This window comes from Streptosporangium sp. DT93 (assembly GCF_049844535.1).
In the GTDB taxonomy this organism is placed as follows: domain Bacteria; phylum Actinomycetota; class Actinomycetes; order Streptosporangiales; family Streptosporangiaceae; genus Streptosporangium.
In genome coordinates this window covers 67,077-85,996 of record NZ_JBNCLF010000017.1, presented here as the reverse complement: position 1 = coordinate 85,996, position 18,920 = coordinate 67,077, and the positions used below count along the sequence as shown (strand labels likewise).

At 70.6% G+C, this 18,920-nt stretch carries 21 protein-coding genes; 12 read left to right on the top strand and 9 right to left on the bottom strand.

Annotation, left to right across the window (positions count from 1 at the left end; all coding sequences use genetic code 11):
- The first annotated feature begins 194 nt into the window (after positions 1–194).
- The 3 genes from ACLQ2R_RS30405 to ACLQ2R_RS30395 all read left to right on the top strand — a co-directional run bounded on the left by ACLQ2R_RS30405 (position 195) and on the right by ACLQ2R_RS30395 (position 3,067).
- Complete coding sequence (locus tag ACLQ2R_RS30405; RefSeq protein WP_425964410.1) at positions 195–1,226, top strand: D-alanyl-D-alanine carboxypeptidase family protein; 1,032 nt, start codon at positions 195–197, stop codon at positions 1,224–1,226.
- 312 nt (positions 1,227–1,538) lie between these two features.
- Positions 1,539–2,099: an RNA polymerase sigma factor gene (locus ACLQ2R_RS30400; RefSeq protein WP_425964408.1), complete on the top strand. Its 561-nt coding sequence runs from the start codon at positions 1,539–1,541 to the stop codon at positions 2,097–2,099.
- On the top strand, positions 2,096–3,067 hold the full coding sequence (locus ACLQ2R_RS30395; protein ID WP_425964406.1) for a hypothetical protein: 972 nt from the start codon (positions 2,096–2,098) through the stop codon (positions 3,065–3,067). Before ACLQ2R_RS30400 ends, ACLQ2R_RS30395 begins: the two co-directional genes overlap by 4 nt.
- 432 nt (positions 3,068–3,499) lie before the next feature.
- On the opposite strand, the gene ACLQ2R_RS30390 is transcribed toward ACLQ2R_RS30395, so the two are convergent.
- The 4 genes from ACLQ2R_RS30390 to ACLQ2R_RS30375 all read right to left on the bottom strand — a co-directional run bounded on the left by ACLQ2R_RS30390 (position 3,500) and on the right by ACLQ2R_RS30375 (position 5,261).
- The gene (locus ACLQ2R_RS30390) at positions 3,500–3,700 is read right to left on the bottom strand and encodes a DUF397 domain-containing protein (protein WP_425964405.1); all 201 of its coding nucleotides are present in this window, start codon (positions 3,698–3,700) and stop codon (positions 3,500–3,502) included.
- A 166-nt stretch (positions 3,701–3,866) separates the two neighbouring features.
- Positions 3,867–4,067 (bottom strand): DUF397 domain-containing protein, encoded by a 201-nt coding sequence (locus ACLQ2R_RS30385; protein ID WP_425964404.1) that lies wholly within the window; start codon positions 4,065–4,067, stop codon positions 3,867–3,869.
- A gap of 167 nt (positions 4,068–4,234) precedes the next feature.
- The gene (locus ACLQ2R_RS30380; RefSeq protein WP_425964402.1) at positions 4,235–4,435 is read right to left on the bottom strand and encodes a DUF397 domain-containing protein; all 201 of its coding nucleotides are present in this window, start codon (positions 4,433–4,435) and stop codon (positions 4,235–4,237) included.
- Positions 4,422–5,261, bottom strand: coding sequence for a helix-turn-helix domain-containing protein (locus ACLQ2R_RS30375; protein WP_425964400.1), 840 nt, complete (start codon positions 5,259–5,261; stop codon positions 4,422–4,424). Before ACLQ2R_RS30375 ends, ACLQ2R_RS30380 begins: the two co-directional genes overlap by 14 nt.
- Positions 5,262–6,208: 947 nt before the next feature.
- On the opposite strand from ACLQ2R_RS30375, the gene ACLQ2R_RS30370 reads away from it, so the two are divergent.
- Together ACLQ2R_RS30370 and ACLQ2R_RS30365 are read left to right on the top strand one after the other, a co-directional pair.
- Positions 6,209–6,685 carry a hypothetical protein gene (locus tag ACLQ2R_RS30370; protein WP_425964398.1) on the top strand — a complete coding sequence of 159 codons (477 nt, stop codon included), beginning with the start codon at positions 6,209–6,211 and terminating at the stop codon, positions 6,683–6,685.
- Positions 6,682–7,077, top strand: coding sequence for a hypothetical protein (locus ACLQ2R_RS30365; protein ID WP_425964396.1), 396 nt, complete (start codon positions 6,682–6,684; stop codon positions 7,075–7,077). The genes ACLQ2R_RS30370 and ACLQ2R_RS30365 overlap by 4 nt, the downstream gene beginning before the upstream one ends.
- 71 nt (positions 7,078–7,148) lie before the next feature.
- On the opposite strand, the gene ACLQ2R_RS30360 is transcribed toward ACLQ2R_RS30365, so the two are convergent.
- Positions 7,149–7,781 (bottom strand): RcpC/CpaB family pilus assembly protein, encoded by a 633-nt coding sequence (locus ACLQ2R_RS30360; protein ID WP_425964394.1) that lies wholly within the window; start codon positions 7,779–7,781, stop codon positions 7,149–7,151.
- Positions 7,782–8,054: 273 nt separating this feature from the next.
- Positions 8,055–8,864 carry an S-methyl-5'-thioadenosine phosphorylase gene (locus ACLQ2R_RS30355; protein WP_425964392.1) on the bottom strand — a complete coding sequence of 270 codons (810 nt, stop codon included), beginning with the start codon at positions 8,862–8,864 and terminating at the stop codon, positions 8,055–8,057.
- A 127-nt stretch (positions 8,865–8,991) separates the two neighbouring features.
- On the opposite strand from ACLQ2R_RS30355, the gene ACLQ2R_RS30350 reads away from it, so the two are divergent.
- Positions 8,992–11,013, top strand: coding sequence for an MFS transporter (locus ACLQ2R_RS30350; RefSeq protein WP_425964390.1), 2,022 nt, complete (start codon positions 8,992–8,994; stop codon positions 11,011–11,013).
- Between the two features lie 83 nt (positions 11,014–11,096).
- Here ACLQ2R_RS30350 and ACLQ2R_RS30345 read toward each other — a convergent pair whose 3' ends face one another.
- The 3 genes from ACLQ2R_RS30345 to ACLQ2R_RS30335 form a co-directional block, all read right to left on the bottom strand.
- The gene (locus ACLQ2R_RS30345) at positions 11,097–11,456 is read right to left on the bottom strand and encodes an FmdB family zinc ribbon protein (RefSeq protein ID WP_425964568.1); all 360 of its coding nucleotides are present in this window, start codon (positions 11,454–11,456) and stop codon (positions 11,097–11,099) included.
- 202 nt (positions 11,457–11,658) lie between these two features.
- Positions 11,659–13,164 carry a potassium/proton antiporter gene (locus ACLQ2R_RS30340; protein WP_425964388.1) on the bottom strand — a complete coding sequence of 502 codons (1,506 nt, stop codon included), beginning with the start codon at positions 13,162–13,164 and terminating at the stop codon, positions 11,659–11,661.
- A 180-nt stretch (positions 13,165–13,344) separates the two neighbouring features.
- Positions 13,345–13,923 carry a 5-formyltetrahydrofolate cyclo-ligase gene (locus ACLQ2R_RS30335; protein WP_425964386.1) on the bottom strand — a complete coding sequence of 193 codons (579 nt, stop codon included), beginning with the start codon at positions 13,921–13,923 and terminating at the stop codon, positions 13,345–13,347.
- A gap of 25 nt (positions 13,924–13,948) precedes the next feature.
- Here ACLQ2R_RS30335 and galU point away from each other — a divergent pair, with 25 nt between their 5' ends.
- From galU to ACLQ2R_RS30305, 6 genes are all read left to right on the top strand, one after another.
- Positions 13,949–14,848 carry a UTP--glucose-1-phosphate uridylyltransferase GalU gene (galU, locus tag ACLQ2R_RS30330; RefSeq protein ID WP_425964384.1) on the top strand — a complete coding sequence of 300 codons (900 nt, stop codon included), beginning with the start codon at positions 13,949–13,951 and terminating at the stop codon, positions 14,846–14,848.
- A 5-nt stretch (positions 14,849–14,853) separates the two neighbouring features.
- Positions 14,854–16,041: a gephyrin-like molybdotransferase Glp gene (gene glp / locus ACLQ2R_RS30325; protein ID WP_425964567.1), complete on the top strand. Its 1,188-nt coding sequence runs from the start codon at positions 14,854–14,856 to the stop codon at positions 16,039–16,041.
- Positions 16,042–16,076: 35 nt separating this feature from the next.
- The gene (moaC, locus tag ACLQ2R_RS30320; protein WP_425964382.1) at positions 16,077–16,547 is read left to right on the top strand and encodes a cyclic pyranopterin monophosphate synthase MoaC; all 471 of its coding nucleotides are present in this window, start codon (positions 16,077–16,079) and stop codon (positions 16,545–16,547) included.
- 217 nt (positions 16,548–16,764) lie between these two features.
- Positions 16,765–17,238, top strand: a complete 474-nt coding sequence (locus tag ACLQ2R_RS30315) for a MogA/MoaB family molybdenum cofactor biosynthesis protein (protein WP_425964380.1) — start codon at positions 16,765–16,767, stop codon at positions 17,236–17,238.
- Between the two features lie 47 nt (positions 17,239–17,285).
- The gene (locus ACLQ2R_RS30310; RefSeq protein WP_425964566.1) at positions 17,286–17,939 is read left to right on the top strand and encodes a GNAT family N-acetyltransferase; all 654 of its coding nucleotides are present in this window, start codon (positions 17,286–17,288) and stop codon (positions 17,937–17,939) included.
- A gap of 124 nt (positions 17,940–18,063) precedes the next feature.
- Positions 18,064–18,903 (top strand): hypothetical protein, encoded by an 840-nt coding sequence (locus tag ACLQ2R_RS30305; protein WP_425964378.1) that lies wholly within the window; start codon positions 18,064–18,066, stop codon positions 18,901–18,903.
- The last annotated feature ends 17 nt before the right edge of the window (positions 18,904–18,920 follow it).

Below are 18,920 nucleotides of genomic sequence, written 5' to 3'. Positions count from 1 at the left end.
GAAGTCCGGTCGGGGAAAAGTCTGACTTGTCTGGTCGCAAAAAGGGGTGTTCGGCGCATAACGGCTGTGGGGAGCTGGCCCGTGCGGCTGGTCGGCTGTAGTAGCGTGCGTGCCTGGCCCAGGTCACGAATTCGCAAACGGAGGGGTCGAACGTGCCACCTCGTCGATCAGCGACCCTGATCGCCGTCGTCGCGATGATGACTTCCCTCACCCCGGGAGTCGCCGCCGCGCAGCAGGCACCGGCGGACGTCGCCGCCCCCGCCGATCCGGTGAACCTCACCGAGCTGCGTCGCGAGGCGGAGAAGGCGGCCAAGGACCTTGAGGCCGCGACCAAGGCGCTGGAGGATCGCCGCGCGCAGATCCGTGAGTCGGAGCGGAAGCTTTCCGCCACGCTGAGGGAGCTGCAGAAGGCCGAGATGGCCTTCGCTCAGATCCGGCAGCCGCTGTCGGACCTGGTCGCATTCCTCTACCAGCAGCCGGCGGGCGGGGACGCGGTCGGGTTCCTGTCGGGGCAGGCCGACGCCGGCACCCTGCGCAACATGGCGACCGTCACCCAGCTCATCGCCGAGCGGGACCGGATCCTGGAGGACAGCAGTCGCCTGCAGAAGGAACGGGAGCGGCTGGCGGCCGAGGCACAGGAACTCCGGGCGAGCAATCTCCTGGCCGAGGCGCAGATGGGTGCCGAGATCGAGACGCTCAGGGCACGTTCGCAGAAGATCGTGCAGTCTCTGACCAAGGCGCTGGTGAAGCTGGGCGTGAAGATCAACAAGCGGGGACAGCCCGCCGCGGGATGCGATCCGACCCGGGCGTCGTCGATGAGCGAGTTCCCCAACGGGCTCATCCCGCAGGCCTATCTCTGTCCGCTCCAGCAGCGGGGCAACCAGCTTCGCGGTGACGCCGCACTCGCGTTCATCAGCCTCAACGAGTCGTACAAGCGGCAGTTCGGCAGGCCGATGTGCGTGACCGACAGCTACCGGAGCCTGGCCGAGCAGCAGTCGGTCTACTACACCCGCCCGGGCCTGGCGGCGGTCCCGGGACGCAGCAACCACGGGCTGGGGCTCGCTGTCGACCTGTGCGGCGGCGTGGAGCGGTTCCGTTCGGCACAGTTCAACTGGCTGGAGACGAACGGCAAGAAGTTCGGTTGGATCCACCCCAAGTGGGCCTACTCCAGCCCGTTCGAACCCTGGCACTGGGAGTACGACCCCAAGATCGGCTCTCTGCTGTAACGACTCTCCGAGACGGTTCCGCGGGCGGGAACGGGCACCGCCTACCGACGGGGGCGGGCAACGCTCGCTGATCACAGGACGTGAAAATGTTCGTGAGAGCTGATCGCGCCACGCCTTCCCATGCCACGACGATCGAACGGGAATGACGGTCGCCCGCCGGTGTGGCACGGGATGAAGCCCTCGGCACGCGGACCTGTCCGTCACGGCAGGACGAGGGAGGTCCGGAGGGCGGAGAAATGATCGCGGCATCTGCGACATGAAGGGTCATACGCGAACCCCCATCACGCGGAAGGCCGTTCATGAGGATTGCCAGTGGATGAAAACCATCACATCCGGTTCGAGAAGGTCTATCTCGACACCTACGAACAGATCCTGGGCTACGCGATCCGCCGTTGCGACTGCGCTCAGGACGCGGCCGACGTGGTGGCCGAGACGTTCGAGATCGCGTGGCGCCGTATAGAGGACCTGCCCGCCGGTGACGAGGCGCGGCTGTGGCTGTACGGCGTGGCGCGCAACGTTCTGGCCGGCCACCGCAGGGGACGCCTGCGGCACCGCAGCCGCCACACGACACTGGACGAGGACGTCGTCGCCTTCTACGCCGGTACGGCCCAGCCCGACGAGCGCCTGGAGTTCACCCAGGTGGCCGACGTGTTCCGCAGGCTGTCCGACGACGATCGCGAGCTGCTGTCACTGGTCGCCTGGGAGGGCCTGGACGCCGCCGAGATCGCCCGTGTCCTGGGCTGCTCCCGCAACGCCGTACGCATCCGGCTCCACCGCGCCCGCAAGCGTTTCGCGCACCGGCTGGCCGCGGCGGACCTCACGTTCACGCCGACGACCAGGAACGCCCAGATTTCGGCAGGAAGGCCGCTATGAACGACACCGATGAAGCGATCAGCCGTCTGGCCCGGGTCCGCGACGACGAACTGGCCGGGCAGGCGTCCGCCGCGGGGGCACGAACGCTGCTCGCCGCCATCACCGCCTCACGACCGGGCACCGCGGCGCCGCCCTCACCGACCGGTGGGCGGCCCCGGAGAACGCGGTGGGCGATCGCGGCGGCCGTCGTCGGCATGCTCGCCATCGGCGTCGTCGTCGGTCCCAGTCTGCTGCGCGACCGGAGCGCCGTCAGTTACGCCAACTCCGCCGTCGCGATCGTGCGCGACGGCCCGCAGTACGTCGCACGGATCATCGACCCCTTCGCCGATCACGCCAGGTACACCGAGGCGTTCCGCGCGGTCGGCCTGGACATCGACCTGCGCCCGGTGCCGGTCTCCCCGGGAGCCGTGGGACAGATCCTGGGCATGGTGATCGGCGGCGACCAGGTCCCCGATCCGCTTCCCGATCCGCGGACCGAGCCGGATCCCCCGGGCCCACGGTTCGGTGGCGTGCTCCTGTCGACGGAGACCGCTCCGAAGGGATGCCGGCCGGGCCGCGACAGCGGCTGCGTCATGGTGATGCGCATTCCCGCCGATTTCACCGGCCACGTGGACGTTCGGCTCGGCCGCCAGGCCCGGCCCGGCGAACAGTACGCCAACACCGACCAGGCCATGGACCCCGGTGAGATGTTCGCCGGAGTCTCCCTGCGGCACGGCCGATCTGTGCGGGACATGGTGGCCGAGGCTCACCGGCGGGACCTGCGCGTGATGTTCAGCCGCATCCGTATCGACGCGCGGACCGGCGGTATGTCGTCCTTCGATCCGATTCCCGCCGACCGTGCCGGAAGCGATTGGGTCGTATGGCACGCCTGGCAGGTAGAGGCCGGTGTGATCCGTTTCCTGGTCACGCCCGAGCGGTTGGCCGAGAACCCGTTCCACAACGGAAGCGCACCACCGCCGGCCTCCTGACCATCAGACGGCCCAGCTCCTGCTCCCGCAAAGCGGGCACGGGCCGGGCCGTCAGGTGTGCCGGTACGACGAGGAGAGATCAACGCTGGTTCCGGCAGCGAGGAGCACTCCGGTGATCGCACCGCAGCCGCCGGGGCGGTGTCGGAACTCAGCGACACGGCCCGATGCCCCATGGGCATCGGTGCCGGAGTCGGCCCGCACACGGTGTCGCAGACCACCTACCGAGCCATGGGCCGATCGTCGGTGGCGGCAGCTCGGATGTGTCGGCCGTTCTGATCGGGGCTGATTCGCGATGGTCGTTCGCCCTTCTGGCGCGTGGTCCGATGATCGATCATGTTCTCGGACGCGGCTACGCTCGTTCTGCCAGAAGCCCACGGGGCTGAGCGTGGTCCTTGCGGGCTTGCCGCCCTGAAGCCTACGTTCGCCGTCGGGTCAGATCTCTTCGTTGCGGATGCCCGTGAGGAAGTTGTTCCAGGCCGCCGGGAAGAAGGTCAGGGCTGGGCCGTTGCGGTCCTTGCTGTCGCGTATGGCGACGAGTCCCGGCAGGTTGGTGGCGACCTCAACGCAGTTGTTGTTCGCTCCGCTGAGGGTGGACGTGCGGAATTCGGCGCCGGACAGGTCAGGGGAGAGCATGGTCACTCCTCACCGCGGCGACGAACGCCGCAGACTCCTCGGGAACAGGCGCGTCGATGAGGCACTCGAACGTCAGCATAAGTCGCGGACCTGCTCGCCGTCCTCGACGCAAGCCTCGTCCGCCTCTATGAGTGCGCTGTCCCCGAGGCCGGTGCTCGCCGTCGGGTCAGATCTCTTCGTTGCGGATGCCCGTGAGGAAGTTGTTCCAAGCCGTCGGGGAGAAGGTCAGGGCCGGGCCGTTGCGATCCTTGCTGTCACGTATGGCGACGAGGCCCGGCAGGTTGGTGGACACCTCGACGCAGCCGTTGCCGCCATCGCTGAGGGTTGACGTGCGGAATTCGACGCTGGACAGGTCAGGGAAGAGCACGGTCACTCCTCGCTGCGGCGATGAAGCCGCGGACTCCTCGGGGACAGGCATGTGTCGATGAGGCACTCGAACGTCAGCATAAGTCGCGGACCTGCTCGCCGTCCTTGACATGAACCTCGCCTGCCTCTACGAGTGCGCTGCCCCCGAGGCCGGTGCTCGCCGCCAGGTCAGATCTCTCCGTTGCGGATGCCCGTGAGGAAGTTGCTCCAGGTCGCCGGAGAGAAGGTCAGGGTCGGGCCGTTTCGGTCTTTGCTGTCGCGTACGGCGACAAGACTCGGCAGGTTGGTGGCCACTTCGACACAGTCGTTGTTGGGGCCGCTGAGGGTAGACATACGGAATTCGGCGCCGGACAGGTCAGGGGAGAGCATGGTCACTCCTCACCGCGGCGACGAACGCCGCGGACTCCTTGGGGGGTAGGCACGCGTCGGTAAGGCGCTTGAACGTCAGCATAAGTCGCCGGACCTGTTCGCCGTCCTCGACGTAGACCTCACCTGCGGGACATTCGGCATAGCCCAAATCTGGGTCGTCATCGAAGGACAGCACCGAGAAGGCGCCCTCGGTGCCGCAGTGAACGCCGACCTTCAACGGGAGAATCTGGACGGTGATGTTCGGTCTGTCCATGGCTTGCAGAATGTCGTCGAGCTGATCGGCCATGGTGCCGACTGGTCCCACGGGGTAGCGGAGGACGCCTTCGGAGATGAGGAAGTGCAACGTCGGAGCTTGAGAGCCGAGCAGGGTGGTCTTGCGCTGCATACGGGCGTCGACGCGACGCGTCAGTTCGACATCGGACCGATCCGGGTGACCCGCCCTGATGACCTCTCGGGCATAGTCCTCGTTCTGAAGTAGACCCGGGACCACCAACGGTGCCCAGTGGCAGATCGTTCTGGCCGCCGCCTCGAACTCGACGTAGGACCCGGTGAACACGTCCGAGTAGGCCGTCCACCAGCCCCGTCGGGCGACTTCGCGGGTGAGTTGCACCATGGCCTCGGTGGTCGCTTCCTCCACGCAGTACAGGCGGCAGATGGCCGCCACATCTCCGGGTGTCGGAGCGATCTTGCCGGTCTCGAAGCGGTTGAGCTTCGACCTGGACCACCCAAGATGCTCGGCGGCGGCCTCGGTCGTCAGGCCGGTGACCGCACGCAAAGTGCGCAGCTCACGCGAAAGGCGACGAAGGCGAACCGTGGAGTACTTCATGCGGTCAGTTTGCCGGAGCCCGAACAGTTTCTCCTGCTCAACACAACAAATATGTGCGATGGGATTGCTGCTGTGAGATTCTCACGGCATCATGCTGTACGTCACGCAGGGTGGCGAGAGTCGAACGTTCAGTGATCAGCTTGCGCTCTGCGTCGTCGCGTGATTTCGACATGAAACGGGCCCGTCGACGGTGTGGGCCACCGTCGACGAGCCCTTGATCAGGAAGTGAGTCCTGACCCGTGAACAACCCTAGTGCTCCGGTTCTTGACCGGACCACGGCGAGCGGCTGCGGCTGTTTCGCCGATGCTCCACCAATGCCGATGGGGTGTGCCGCCTGCGGGCATGCCCCCTACGCGCACGGCTGCCTCGACGACCGACCGGCCGATCATGAGTACGTGCAGCCCTGTGGCGCTCTGATGGCCGTTCGCCTGGAGGCCCGTCGTACCGGGGACTTCTCTCTGCCCTGCTTCGAGCCGCTCGCTTCCGCGCCTCGGGCCGAGGTGATTCCGCCGGTGCCCGCTCAACGAGCCGAGACTTCAGCATTTGCTCAGCGAGCCGAGGTATCGGTGCCTGCTCAGCGGGCTGGAGGGCCGGTCTCGGATGAGATGGCCGTGCCGATATCCACTCGGTGCCGGCCGGGGCGGGACGTGATCGGGGCTCCTGCCGCACCGGCATCGTTCCGGCGGACGCCCCGCCGCCGTCGTCCGGTGCCTGAGGTCGGGGCCGTTCTCACCAGACCGTCTCGGCTCGGCGCCGGACATCGCCCCACGGCCTGCCCCGGGCGGGCCGCCGTCCGTGCTTCGCGGCGCGCGACGGTCACCCTGGCTCCGTACCGGTCGCCGGGCCGGTATGGCACACCCCTCCATGATCTGCCCTGCCTCATGAAGCGGGCCCGTCCACCGCTACCAACGTCCGGACGGGCCCTTGATCGGATGGAGGTCCAATCAATGACCGATGCTAAATCCACCCCACCCACACCGGCCGGTGTTGAACCGATCGGTCCGGAACCGGTCAGTCCCGAATCGGCTCCCGAGTCCTCTGGTTCCGAGTCGGCCGGCTTGGAGCTGGCCGGTTCTGAGCGGGTCGAGTCCGTACCGACCGAGGACGGGTCCACGTCGGCCAGGGTCGGGTCCGTCATTCCCGGGTGGCGGCTGATCCTCAGCGACGCCGGGCGGCTGTGGGCCAGTCGTGAGGTTCCCTTCTCTCTGGTCGCGTTCGACGCCGGAGCCGATCGGACCGTCGATGCCGACACCCTCGACGCTCTTCGAGTCGAGACCGAGCGGCAGGAGGCCATCGCCGAGGAGGCGCAGCGGCAGGAGGAGGCTGAGCGGCAAAGCGCCGAGAAGGCCCGACAGGCCAACAGCGAGGTTCAGCAGGATGCCGACGAGCCTCAGGAGCAGATCGTCGGACAGGTGAACCCATGATCCGCCGCCTGGCCTCCACTCAGGGGCGTCACCGGGACGGCCGGCCCGTCAGTGCCGTCCCCCACTACACCTGGGATCACCAGGCTCGCGCCGAGGCGGCGCTGTTGCAGATCACCTGGCCGGGCTGGGCCGTGCTCTACGGCACTGGCAGCCGCCTCTTCCACGCCATCGCCACCTGGCCCACCCCTGAGCCGCTGCTGCTCTGTGATCGCACTGTCGAGGGGCTGAAGGCTCAGATGCGCGAGGCCGAGATGACGACGATCGCCCGGCGCTGGACGCTCATCGAGACCGAGACCGAGACCGAGACCGAGACCGAGACCGAGACCGAGACCGAGAGCGAGACCGTGACCAACCCCGAGACCGATCGCCCTCAAGCGGGCGATATCTCCTGAACAGGCGCGGCGGTCTACCTTCCCCGGTCCAGGCCGCCGCGTCCTCGTCGAAGTACCTCCCGATGTGAGGATCACCCGGTGCGTGGGCCGATGGTCACCGAGAGCCGTCCGCCCGCCTGGGCCGAGGCCAGTTCGGTCGCCTGTTCCGAGGTGGTGGCCAGGACGACGAGCGCGTCCGTGTCGCCGCCTGAGCCGCTTGAGCCGCCCGCGCCGTTGCCGGGGGTGGCCAGGACCGTGACGTCCTCGGCCACGGTCTTCGCGGGGACGGCGCCGTCCCAGGTCGAGGCGGCGGCGAGCACGTCGACCACGTCGCCGGGGGAGAGCAGGCGCGCGGTCTCGGGGTCGGCGACGCGTACCGGGGTGGCGACCGTTCCGGGGCCGTGGGCGGCCAGCAGGCCGGGGCCGAGGAGGCGAATATCGGTCAGCGGCTCCCCGCGCCTGGCGGGACCCGCCAGGATTCTCCCAGCGAACGGCGTGCCCGGTCTCAGGACGCCCTCGGGGACGGTATCGGGTCGCAGGGCGGCCGGTGTCAGGTCGGACGACGTCAACACGCCACCGGGGAGGTCTTTGGCGGTGACGAGGACGGTCACCGACGCCGTGTCCGGGGTCAGTGCCAGCAGAGCACAGCCCATCGCCAGGGCGGCGACGACGGTGGCGATGAGGCGGTGACGGCGGTCGAACAGACGGCGCAGGGCGCGCGGCATGGCTGACTCCGTGGGAAGAGCCGGGCGGCGCGGTGCCCGTGACGAGCCGCCCCCTCGAGTGAGGGGACGGGGATGACCGACTTGCGAAGGGGACGAGCCGGAGGGGACGGGGGTGACCGACTTGTGAAAGGGGCGGCCCCGTTGCGGGGCGGGACGACCTTCACCGGGAGCAGGACACCCCCGCCAGGGCTGGGACCGCCTTGGGTGGGAGCAGGCCGCCCCTTCGAACGGTGACGACCCGCCAAGCCCGTCGAGCCCGAAAAGCCCCGGGGCTCAGCCAGGAAGCTCGAACGGCAGTTTCAACCCGTCCAGCGCACTCCCGCAAGGACACACCCGTTCCTCAGGAAGGGCCGCGATGACGTCGCCGACCAGGGAGCGCATGCGGGTGACGTTGGTGCCGAAGAAGGCCAGGACCTCCTCGTGGGTGACGCCCTCGCCCGTCTCGACCCCGGCGTCGTGGTCGGTGACCAGGGACATCGAGGTGTAGCACAGGGCCAGCTCGCGGGCGAGGACGGCCTCGGGGAAGGCGGTCATGCCGACGATCGACCAGCCGTTGGCACTGAACCAGCGGGACTCGGCGCGGGTCGAGAAGCGCGGGCCCTCGATGACCACGAGCGTGCCGCCGTCGGACACCTCCCAGCCGGAGGCACCGGCGACGGAGACAGCCGCCTTGCGGCCGGCGGGGCAGTAGGGGTCGGCGAAGGCGACGTGGACGACGCCGCCCGCGTCGTAGTAGGTCTGCGTGCGCCCGGAGGTGCGGTCGACGAGCTGGTCGGGAACGACCAGGGCGCCGGGGCCGATCTCGGCCCGCAGGGAGCCGACCGCGCTGGGCGCGAGGACCTGGCGGACCCCGAGGGAGCGCAGGGCCCACAGGTTCGCCCGGTAGGGGATGCGGTGCGGGGGGAAGCGGTGGTCGCGGCCGTGCCGGGGGAGGAAGGCGACCGAACGCGACCCGATGCGGCCGACGGTGACCACGTCGCTCGGTGGGCCGTACGGTGTGCTGATCTCGATCTCGGTGGCGTCGTCGAGCAACGAGTAGAAGCCCGAGCCGCCGATGACCCCGATGTCCGCGCGAGTGACCATGGCGCCGAGATTAGCGCGGCCGGACGGCCCGCGAGGAGCCCAGGGGCGGGCCTGTGGACAACCGCACCCACCGAGTGATCGCTTGCTCACCGTGAGTAGGATCGGTGGAACCGATCGGAGGCGCGCCATGGCTGTCCAGCGGTCCCGGAAGCGCGCGGGAGGCGCGGGAGGCGCCGACGGCGCCGAGGGCGTGGGCTTCGTCATCGGCGCGCTCATGCTCGGCATGCTGCTGGCGTCCCTGGACCAGACGATCGTCTCCACGGCGCTGCCCACGATCGTCGGCGACCTGGGCGGGCTGGCGGAGCTGTCCTGGGTGGTGACCGCGTACATGCTGGCCTCGACGGTGTCGACGCCGCTGTGGGGCAAGCTCGGCGACCAGTACGGCAGGAAGGGGCTCTTCCAGGCGGCGATCGTCGTCTTCCTCGTCGGGTCGGCGCTGTGCGGGCAGGCGCGCGGCATGGGCGAGCTGATCGCGTTCCGGGGCCTGCAGGGGCTCGGTGGCGGGGGGCTCATCGTGCTCTCGCAGGCGATCGTCGCCGACGTCGTCCCGGCCCGGGAGCGCGGGAGGTACCAGGGGTTCTTCGGGGCGGTGTTCGCCGTCTCCAGCGTGGCGGGGCCGCTGCTCGGGGGGCTGTTCGTGGACCACCTGTCCTGGCGGTGGGTGTTCTACGTGAACCTGCCCCTCGGGGCCGTCGCCCTGGCGGTGGTCGCCCGCGCGCTGCCGCCGAGCGGGGAGCGGACCCGGCACACCATCGACTACCTGGGGATCGTCCTGCTGGGCTCCGCCGCCACCTGCCTGATCCTGGTGACCACCTGGGGCGGGACCACCTACCCCTGGGGGCATCCCGCCGTGCTCGGGCCGGCCGCGGCCTCCGTGGTGCTGCTGGTGCTGTGGTGGCGGGTCGAGCAAGGGGCGGCGGAGCCGGTGATGCCGCCCCGGCTGTTCCGGATCCGGACCTTCAACGTGGCGTCGCTGATCGGCTTCCTGGTGGGGTTCGCGATGTTCGGCTCGCTCACGTACATGCCGCTCTTCCTGCAGGTCGTCCAGGGGGTGTCGGCCACCACCTCGGGCCTGCACCTGCTGCCGATGATGGCCGGGCTGCTGGTCACCTCGATCACCGGCGGGCTGGTCATCAGCCGTACCGGGAGGTACCGGGCCTTCCCGATCGCGGGAGGCGCGGTCACCGCCGTCGGGCTCTACCTGCTCTCGTACGTGAATCCGGACATCTCCGCCCTGCAGCTGAGCCTGTCCCTGCTCGTGCTGGGGGTCGGGCTCGGGCTGGTGATGCAGGTGCTGGTCCTCGCGGTGCAGAACGCGGTCGGTTTCGAGGACCTGGGGGTGGCCACGTCGGGGGCGACGTTCTTCCGGACGATCGGGGGCTCGTTCGGCGTCGCGGTGGCCGGTGCGATCTTCAGCTCCGGGCTCGGCGGCTCGCTGGAACGCCTCGCGCGGACGGCCGACCTGCCGCCGGGGCTGGCGGAGACCGTCCAGGCCGACCCGACGGCCGTACGGCGGCTGCCTCCCGGGACCGCCACGGCGTTCCTGGACGCCTACTCCGGCGCGATCGCCCAGGTCTTCCTCTACAGCGTGCCGACGGCGCTGGTGGCGTTCGCCATCGCCTGGCTGCTGCCCGAGACGCCGCTGCGGGAGACGACGAAGGTGACCGATCCCGGGGATTGCTACGGGGCGGCGCCGGTCGAGCGGTCCTCGCTGGACGAGGTCGAGCGGGGGCTGTGGCGGCTGGCGGACGCGGACATGCGCGCCGACTACTACCGCCGCCTGGGCGAGGCGACCGGGATGGACGTGCCCGCGGGGTCGGTCTGGCTGGTCACCCGGCTGGCCGCGTGCGGGCCGCAGGCCGGGGCGGACCTGGCGGCGCGGGCGGGGGTGACGGTCGAGGAGGGCCGGCCGTACGGGGACGCGCTCGTCGCGCGCGGCCTGGTCCGCAGGTCCGGGGACGGGAAGGTCCTGGAGCTCACCGGCGAGGGCGAGCGGGCGGCGGGCCGCCTGGTTCAGGAGGCCCGCGACGGGCTCGCCCGGCTGGTCGAGGACTGGAACCCGGCCGAGCACCCACGGCTGCGCGAGCTGCTGGACCGGCTTCCGCGCGAGCTGCTCGGCTCGGCCGCGGACCGGCCGTCGGGCCGCTGAACCGCGCAGCCGGTCGGGGGCGTTCTCGCCGTACGGCCGGCCCCCGAGCCGTTCGACCGTGTTCGCCGGGGCCGGGCCAGGGGTTAGGAGGCGGCGGCGGCCGGGGTGGTCGTGGGCTTCTTCGACGGCTTGGCGTCCGACGAGCCCGTGGAGCTCGACGAGTCCGAGGAGCCCGACGACGAGTCCGACTTCGAGGAACCGGACGAGTCCGAGGAACCCGAGGAGCTCGACGAGCCGTTCGCGGACGTCACCGTGCTGGACGAGGACGACCGGCTGTCGGTCCGGTAGAAGCCCGAGCCCTTGAAGACGATGCCGACCGCGGAGAACACCTTGCGCAGGTTGCCCGCGCAGCTCGGGCACTCGGTGAGCGCGTCGTCGGAGAACTTCTGGACGATCTCGAACTGGTGGTCACAGGCGTTGCAGGCGTACTGGTAGGTGGGCACGCGCTCCTCCTCGTAGTGGTCCGCGCCGATTGGCACTCTGGTGGCGCGACTGCTAATGGTACGCAGCCGACAAGCATAAACGCGAGTCGGAGTTCTCGCATTCCATGGGGAGATTCCCGTCAGGTGCCCTGGTGGCCGTACAGGAAGACGTACAGAAAGATCTACGCCATGTCCCGCTTTCGCTCGCCATGCGGGGTTTCGGTCAGGTGCCCTTCTCGCCGTACCAGCCGGCGAGCTTGCCCCTGCGGCTGATCGCCCGCATCCGGCGCTCGACCATGGTGCGGCAGGCGGCGGTGGTCACCACCAGGAGCTGGTCGTCCACCCGGATCCTGGTGGACTCGGCCGGGACGAACGTCCGGCCGTCCCTGACGATCAGCGTCACCTGGGCGTCCGAGGGCAGCCGCAGCTCGAAGATCTCCACCCCGTGCAGCTTGGACGTCGGCGGCACCCTCACCTGGAGCAGGTCGGCGTTCAGCTCCTCCAGCGGGGCCGACTCGACCTCCAGGTCACGGGCCTCCGACGGGGTGGTCAGCCCCAGCACCTTCGCCACGAACGGCAGCGTCGGCCCCTGCACCAGGGTGTACACGACGACGATCACGAAGACCTCGTTGAACACGAACCTGGCCGTGCCCTCGTTGACCGACGTGGCCGCCCACGGGATGGTCGCGAGCACGATGGGGACCGCGCCGCGCAGCCCGGCCCAGGACAGGAACGCCTGCTCCCGCCAGTTCAGCCGGTCGACGCGGAGCAGCCGAAGCAGCAGGGCCGAGACGACGATCGACGCCGGGCGGGCCACCGCGACCAGGATCAACCCCGCCACCAGGCCCGGCACGATCGCGGCCGGGATCTCCGACGGGCTGGCCAGCATCCCGAGCATCACGAACAGGCCGATCTGGGCCAGCCAGGCCACGCCCTCGGCGAACCCCCGCGAGGCCGCGCGGTGCGGCATCCGGGAGTTGCCCATGACCAGCGCGGCCAGGTACACGGCCAGGAAACCGCTGCCGTGCAGCAGCATCGCCCCGGCGTAGGCGACGAACGCCAGCGCGAGCACCGCGATCGGGTACAGGCCCGAGACCGGCAGCGCGATGCGCCGCAGCGCGTACGTGCCGAGCGGGGCGACCGCCAGGCCGACGGCCGCGCCCACCACCAGCTCGAAGACCACCTCCACCAGCGCGACCCCGAGACTGGGCGAGGTGGCGGCGCTCAGCAGCACGACCGCGATGACCGCGGGGGCGTCGTTGAACCCCGACTCGGCCTCCAGGATGCCCGCCAGGCGCGAGGGCAGCGGCAGGCGGCGCAGGACCGAGAAGACCGCGGCGGCGTCGGTGGAGGCGAGGATCGCGCCGAGCAGCAGCGCGGTACGCCAGTCCATGCCCAGGATCAGGTGCACCGGGACCGCGACGGCCGCGATGCTGACGCCCACGCCGACGGTGGCGAGCACCAGCGCGGTGGGGATGGACCCCTTGACGTGGCTCCAGTTGGTGGTCAGGCCACCCTCGGCCAGGATGATCGCCAGCGCGATCAGGCCCATCTGCTGGGCGAGTTCCGGGCTGTCGAACTGCAGCCCGAACCCGGACTCGCCGAGCAGCAGGCCGAAGCCGAGGAAGATCAGGAGGCTGGGCAGGCCGCTGCGGTGGGCGACGCGCACGGCGACGATGGCCGCGATGACGATGACGGCACCGAGAAGCAGCCAGACGTCCAGTCCCATCTGGCCCCCTCTCTGACTCCGGGGACCATTGTGTCGCATTCGGGGCGGTCGTCATGCACGGCGGACCGCGCACGGGCCGTCACGGTCCGGACTTCCGGCGGTGATCCGCGCCGGTTTTCGAGGGTTTCCGATGACCCGCGGCTCGCGGGGATTCTGAGGGGTTTGGGGGAGGGACGTGCCTCAGGCGTCCGTGGGGATCCTGACGATCCCGTCCGGCGTCGCGGCGTAGCGGACCGCCCTGTCGTGCGCCTCGGCCGGCACCCCGTCGAGCAGCTCGCCGTCGTGGAGCAGCGCCACCGTCGGCACGTTCGGGCCGACCCTGGCCAGCGCCCGGTCGTAGGACCCCCCGCCCCGGCCCAGCCGTACACCGGTGGAGGCGTCCACCGCCAGCGCGGGCACGATCACCAGGGCCGCCGTCCTGACCGCGTCGACGCCGCGCCGGGTGTCGACCGGCTCCATGAGCCCGAACCGCCCGGGGGCGAGGGTGTCGGGGCCGTCGTACACGGCCCAGTCGAGGTCGTCGTCCTCACGCAGCACCGGCAGGATCACGGTCGCGCCGTGCTTCCACAGGGCGAACACCAGCCCGTGGGTGGCCGGTTCGGTGCCGATCGACCAGTAGCACGCGATCAGCCCGGCCATCTGCACCCAGGGCCGGTCCATCAGCGATTCCCTGATCCGCACCGAAGCCGCGTGCCGCCGCTCGTCGGGGATCGAGGAGCGCGCGGCCTCGATCGAGGTGCGCAGCTTCAGCTTGTCCACGGATCCCTCCACTAAGGTTTTGGTTATGGCCGACTTTGAAGCTGTGACGAAAGCCGTAATTCCCGCGGCGGGTCTGGGCACCCGTTTTCTTCCGGCGACCAAGGCGACGCCCAAGGAAATGTTGCCCATCGTCGACAAGCCCGCGATCCAGTATGTCGTCGAGGAGGCGGTCTCCGCCGGTCTGCTCGACCTCCTCATGGTCACGGGCAAGACCAAGCGCTCCATCGAGGACCACTTCGACCGGGCGATCGAGCTGGAGGAGGCCCTGGAGGCCAAGGGCGACGACGAGCGCCTCTCCCAGGTGCGCGAGCCCGCGGATCTGGCGACCCTGCACTACGTACGGCAGGGACAGCCGCGCGGCCTGGGACACGCGGTCCTGTGCGCCAAGCAGCACGTGGGCGACCACCCCTTCGCCTGCCTGCTCGGCGACGACCTCATCGACCACCGCGACGAGCTCCTCAAGCGCATGATCGAGGTACGCGGCACGCACGGCGGCAGCGTCATCGCGCTGATGGAGGTCCCCGCCGAGCAGGTCTCCCTGTACGGGTGCGCGGCCATCGAGCCCACCGGCGAGGACGACGTGGTGCGGGTGACCGACCTGGTGGAGAAGCCCCCCGCCGACGAGGCCCCGTCCAACTGGGCGATCATCGGCCGGTACGTGATCGACCCGGCCGTCTTCGAGGTGCTGGAGAACACCCCGCCCGGACGCGGCGACGAGATCCAGCTCACCGACGCCCTGCGCACGCTGGCCGGACGCGGGAGCGACCAGGGCGGGCCGGTGCACGGCGTGCTCTTCCGCGGCCGCCGCTACGACACCGGCAACAAGATCGACTACCTGCGCACGGTGGTGCAGTTCGCCGCCGACCGCCCCGACCTGGCACCGGAGTTCCTGCCCTGGCTCAAGGAGTTCCTGGCCTCGCGATGAGCTCCCTGAGGTCGGTCGACGACCATCTCTCCGACATCCTGCGCACCGTACGGGTCCTCGCCCCGCTGGAGGTGGAGCTGGAACGGGCGCTGGGCACCACGCTGGCCGAGGAGGTCACCGCCCCGGTCCCGCTGCCGCCCTTCGACAACTCGGCCATGGACGGCTACGCCGTGCGGTCCGAGGACGTCGCGGACGCCCCGGTGACGCTCCCGGTGATCGACGACATCGCCGCCGGTGACGGCCGCCTGCAGGCCATCGGCCCCGGCATGGTCATGCGGATCATGACGGGCGCCCCGATGCCCGCCGGGACCGACGCGGTGGTCCCGGTCGAGTGGACCGACGGCGGCACGGCCCGCGTCGCGATCGACCGCCCGGCGCGGGCGGGGAACGCCGTCCGCCGGTCAGGGGAGGACGTGCGCGCCGGTGACGTGGTCCTGCCCGTCGGCACCCCGATCGGACCGGCCCAGCTGGGCGTGCTGGCCGGGGTCGGCCGCCGCCGGGTGCTGGTACGGCCCCGGCCGAGGGTGGTCGTGATCTCCACCGGCGCCGAGCTGGTCGAGCCGGGACAGCCGCTGGGACCCGGCCAGATCTGGGAGTCCAACAGCCACACCCTGGTCGCCGCCGTCCGTGAGGCGGGCGGCGACGGGTACCGGGCCGGGATCGTCACCGACGACGTCTCGCAGTTCCTCGACCAGCTCGACGCCCAGCTCCTGCGGGCCGACGTCGTGATCACCAGCGGCGGCGTCTCGATGGGCGCGTACGAGCCGGTCAAGGAGGCGCTGGGACCGCTCGGCACGGTCCGCTTCGACCGGGTGGCCATGCAGCCGGGCATGCCCCAGGGGTTCGGCGTGGTCGGCGAGGACCAGATCCCGATCTTCGCGCTGCCGGGGAACCCGGTGTCGTCGTTCGTGTCGTTCATGGTGTTCGTCCAGCCCGCGCTGCGGAAGATGCGCGGCCTGCCGGCCGGGCCCACGCCGACCGTGCGGGCGGTCACCACGGCCGCGCTGCGCTCGCCCGACGGCAAGCGTTCCTACCTGCGCGGGGTCCTCGGACCGGACGGCACGGTCGCGCCGGTGCTCAGGCAGGGCTCCCACCAGCTCGCCGCCCTGGCCTCGGCCGACGCGCTGATCGTGGTCCCCGAGTCGGTCACCGAGCTCGACGAGGGGGCGGACGTGGAGGTCATCCCCTTGTGAGCGGCTTTGTGAGCGGTAACGGAGAGGACGATGGCATGACCGGATTCACCCACCTGGACGAGACCGGCGCCGCCCGGATGGTGGACGTCTCGGCCAAGGACGTCTCCGTCCGTACGGCGACCGCCACCGGCAGGGTGCTGCTCGGCGCCGAGGCCGTGGCGCTGCTGCGGTCGGGGGAGATCCCCAAGGGGGACGCGATCGGGACCGCGCGGATCGCCGGCATCATGGGCGCCAAGCGGACCCCCGACCTGATACCGCTCTGCCACCCCATCGCGCTGCACGGCGTCAAGGTCGAGCTGACCGTGGTCGACGAGGGCGTGGAGATCACCGCCCGGGTCAGGACGGCCGACCGTACCGGCGTCGAGATGGAGGCGCTGACCGCGGTCTCGGTCGCGGCTCTGGCGCTGATCGACATGGTCAAGGCGGTCGACCCGGCGGCCGTGATCACGGACGTCCGCGTCGAGGAGAAGACCGGCGGCAAGACGGGGGTCTGGACCCGTCCCTGAGACCTTCGCGCGCTGGGCCGTCACGGGCCGGGGTCTCCGAGGGCCGGGTCTCCGAGGACTAGGTCTTCGCAGGTCGGTGTTTTCGCGAGCCGGGGTTCCAGGGACCTCTGGGAACACGGAACGACGACGGCCGGAGCCGCCGCGGAGCTGGGATGATGACCGTCCGACCCCCCGCCCGGGATCCCGGCGCCGGGGATCCCCAGCACGGAGGTGTTCGATGAGAGCTCTGGTGATCACCGCGTCCAACCGGGCCGCCGCCGGGACGTACGAGGACACCTCGGGCAGGTTGCTGGCCGAGCTGCTCACCGCGGCCGGGTGCGACGTGGACGGTCCGAGGGTCGTCCCCGACGGTGAGCCCGTCGAGGCGGCGCTGCGCGCCGGGGTGGCCGAGGCGTACGACGTGATCGTCACCACCGGCGGCACCGGGCTGACCCCGGCGGACCTCACTCCCGAGATGACCCGGAGGGTGATCGACAGGGAGATCCCCGGCATCGCCGAGGCCGTCCGGCAGGCGAACCGGGACAGGGTGCCGACCTCGATCCTGTCCCGGGGGCTCGCGGGCCAGGCCGGGAGCACGCTGATCGTCAACCTGCCTGGCTCCTCCGGTGGCGTACGCGACGGCATGGCCGTGCTCGGACCCGTACTGGAGCACGCCGTGGACCAGATCCGCGGGGGGGATCACCCCCGCTGATCCGGGTGTCCCGCTTCCATGGCACGGCGGGTCGCCTTGGGGGGATGATGGAGGGCGTGGATCGACTACGTGGCTGGCCGGTGACCTTGGCCGAGGGCCCGGTGGGACTCCGGCCGCTGCGGCTGAGGGACGTGCGCGTCTGGCGCGAGTCGCGCCTCCGCAACGCCGACTGGCTCCGCCCCTGGGAACCGACCAACCCCGAGACACCCCTGTTCAAGACCGGCCTGGGCCCGTACGTGTCGATGGCCGGAACGCTCCGCAGGGAGGCCAGGCAGGGGCTCGCGCTGCCCTGGGTCGTCACCTACGAGGGCGTCTTCGCCGGGCAGCTCACCGTGGGCGCCATCGTCTGGGGGTCGGCCAGATCGGCGCAGATCGGCTACTGGATCGACGGCGCACTGGCCGGTCGCGGCATCACCCCCACCGCCGTCGCCCTGGCGGTCGACCACTGCTTCTTCACCACCGGCCTGCACCGCGTCGAGGCCAACATCCGGCCGGAGAACCAGGCGAGCCGCAGGGTGGTCGAGAAGCTCGGCTTCCGCGAGGAGGGGATCAGGCGCAGGCACCTGCACATCGACGGCGCCTGGCGCGACCACATCTGCTACGCGCTCACCGTCGAGGACGTGCCCAGGGGCCTGATGGGGCGGTGGCGGAGAGCCCGTGAGGCGGCCGCGCACGGGGGCGGCCCACATGAAGACGTTTGAAGAACTCGCGACACACCGCATCGAATGCTCGTCAAATAGTGACACGCGGTCTTACGGTGCGTGACATGAGCAGATCGAGGACGCCGTCGGAGCACGCGCGTCTTCACGCTGCTCGGAGGCGGCCGTGAGCGTCTTCCTGTACCTGGCCATCGTCGTGATGTGGTTGTGCGTGCTCGTGCCCATGTGGCTGCGCCGCGACCGTAACACCTACGCCGACCCGGAGAAGGACGCCAGCCCGTACGCGTACGAGGAGCAGGGGAGCGACGAGGACTCCACCAACACGCTGGCCGAGCCGCTGCCGGTCTCCCCGTCCACGTTCGCGGCGTCTTCTTCGTCCTCGCCGTCCTCGGTGTCCGTGTCGGCCTCGTTCCAGGCCGAGTCCGACTCCTCGTCCTTCGCGGAGTCCGGTGACCCCGGTGACGGGGCGTCCGGGCCCGGCGCCCGGGAGACCTCGCCGGACGCCGCTGCCGCGTCCGAGACGCCTTCCGAGGCGTCCTGGACCGTGCCCGAGGGCGAAACCCGCACCCACACCCGTACCGCGCCCGCCCGGCCGGCTCCGGCCCGGCCCGCCATGACCCGGGCGGAGGCCGAGCGCCGCCGTGCCGAGGGCCGCCGCCGGGCCAGGCACGTGGCCAAGCGCAGGCGCCTGACGCTCTGGTGCGTGCTGCTCCTGCTCGCCTCCGTGGTGGCCGCGGGCCTCCAGGTCGTCCCCTGGTGGGGCGTGGCGCCCTCCGTGGTGCTTCTGGGCCTCTATCTCGCCGTCCTGCGGGCCACGGTCCAGATCGACGCCGAGCGCCGCAGGGCCGCCGCTCAGGCCCACGCGGAACGTGCCAGACGCGCCCGCCGCCGTGCCGCCCTGCTGGAGACACAGCGGCCGGTGGCCGAGATCATCGACCTGGACGCGCACCGCGACGAGATCTTCGACCAGTACGCCGAGTCACCCCGCCGCGCGGTCGGCGACTGACCGGAGCCGGGGGTGGC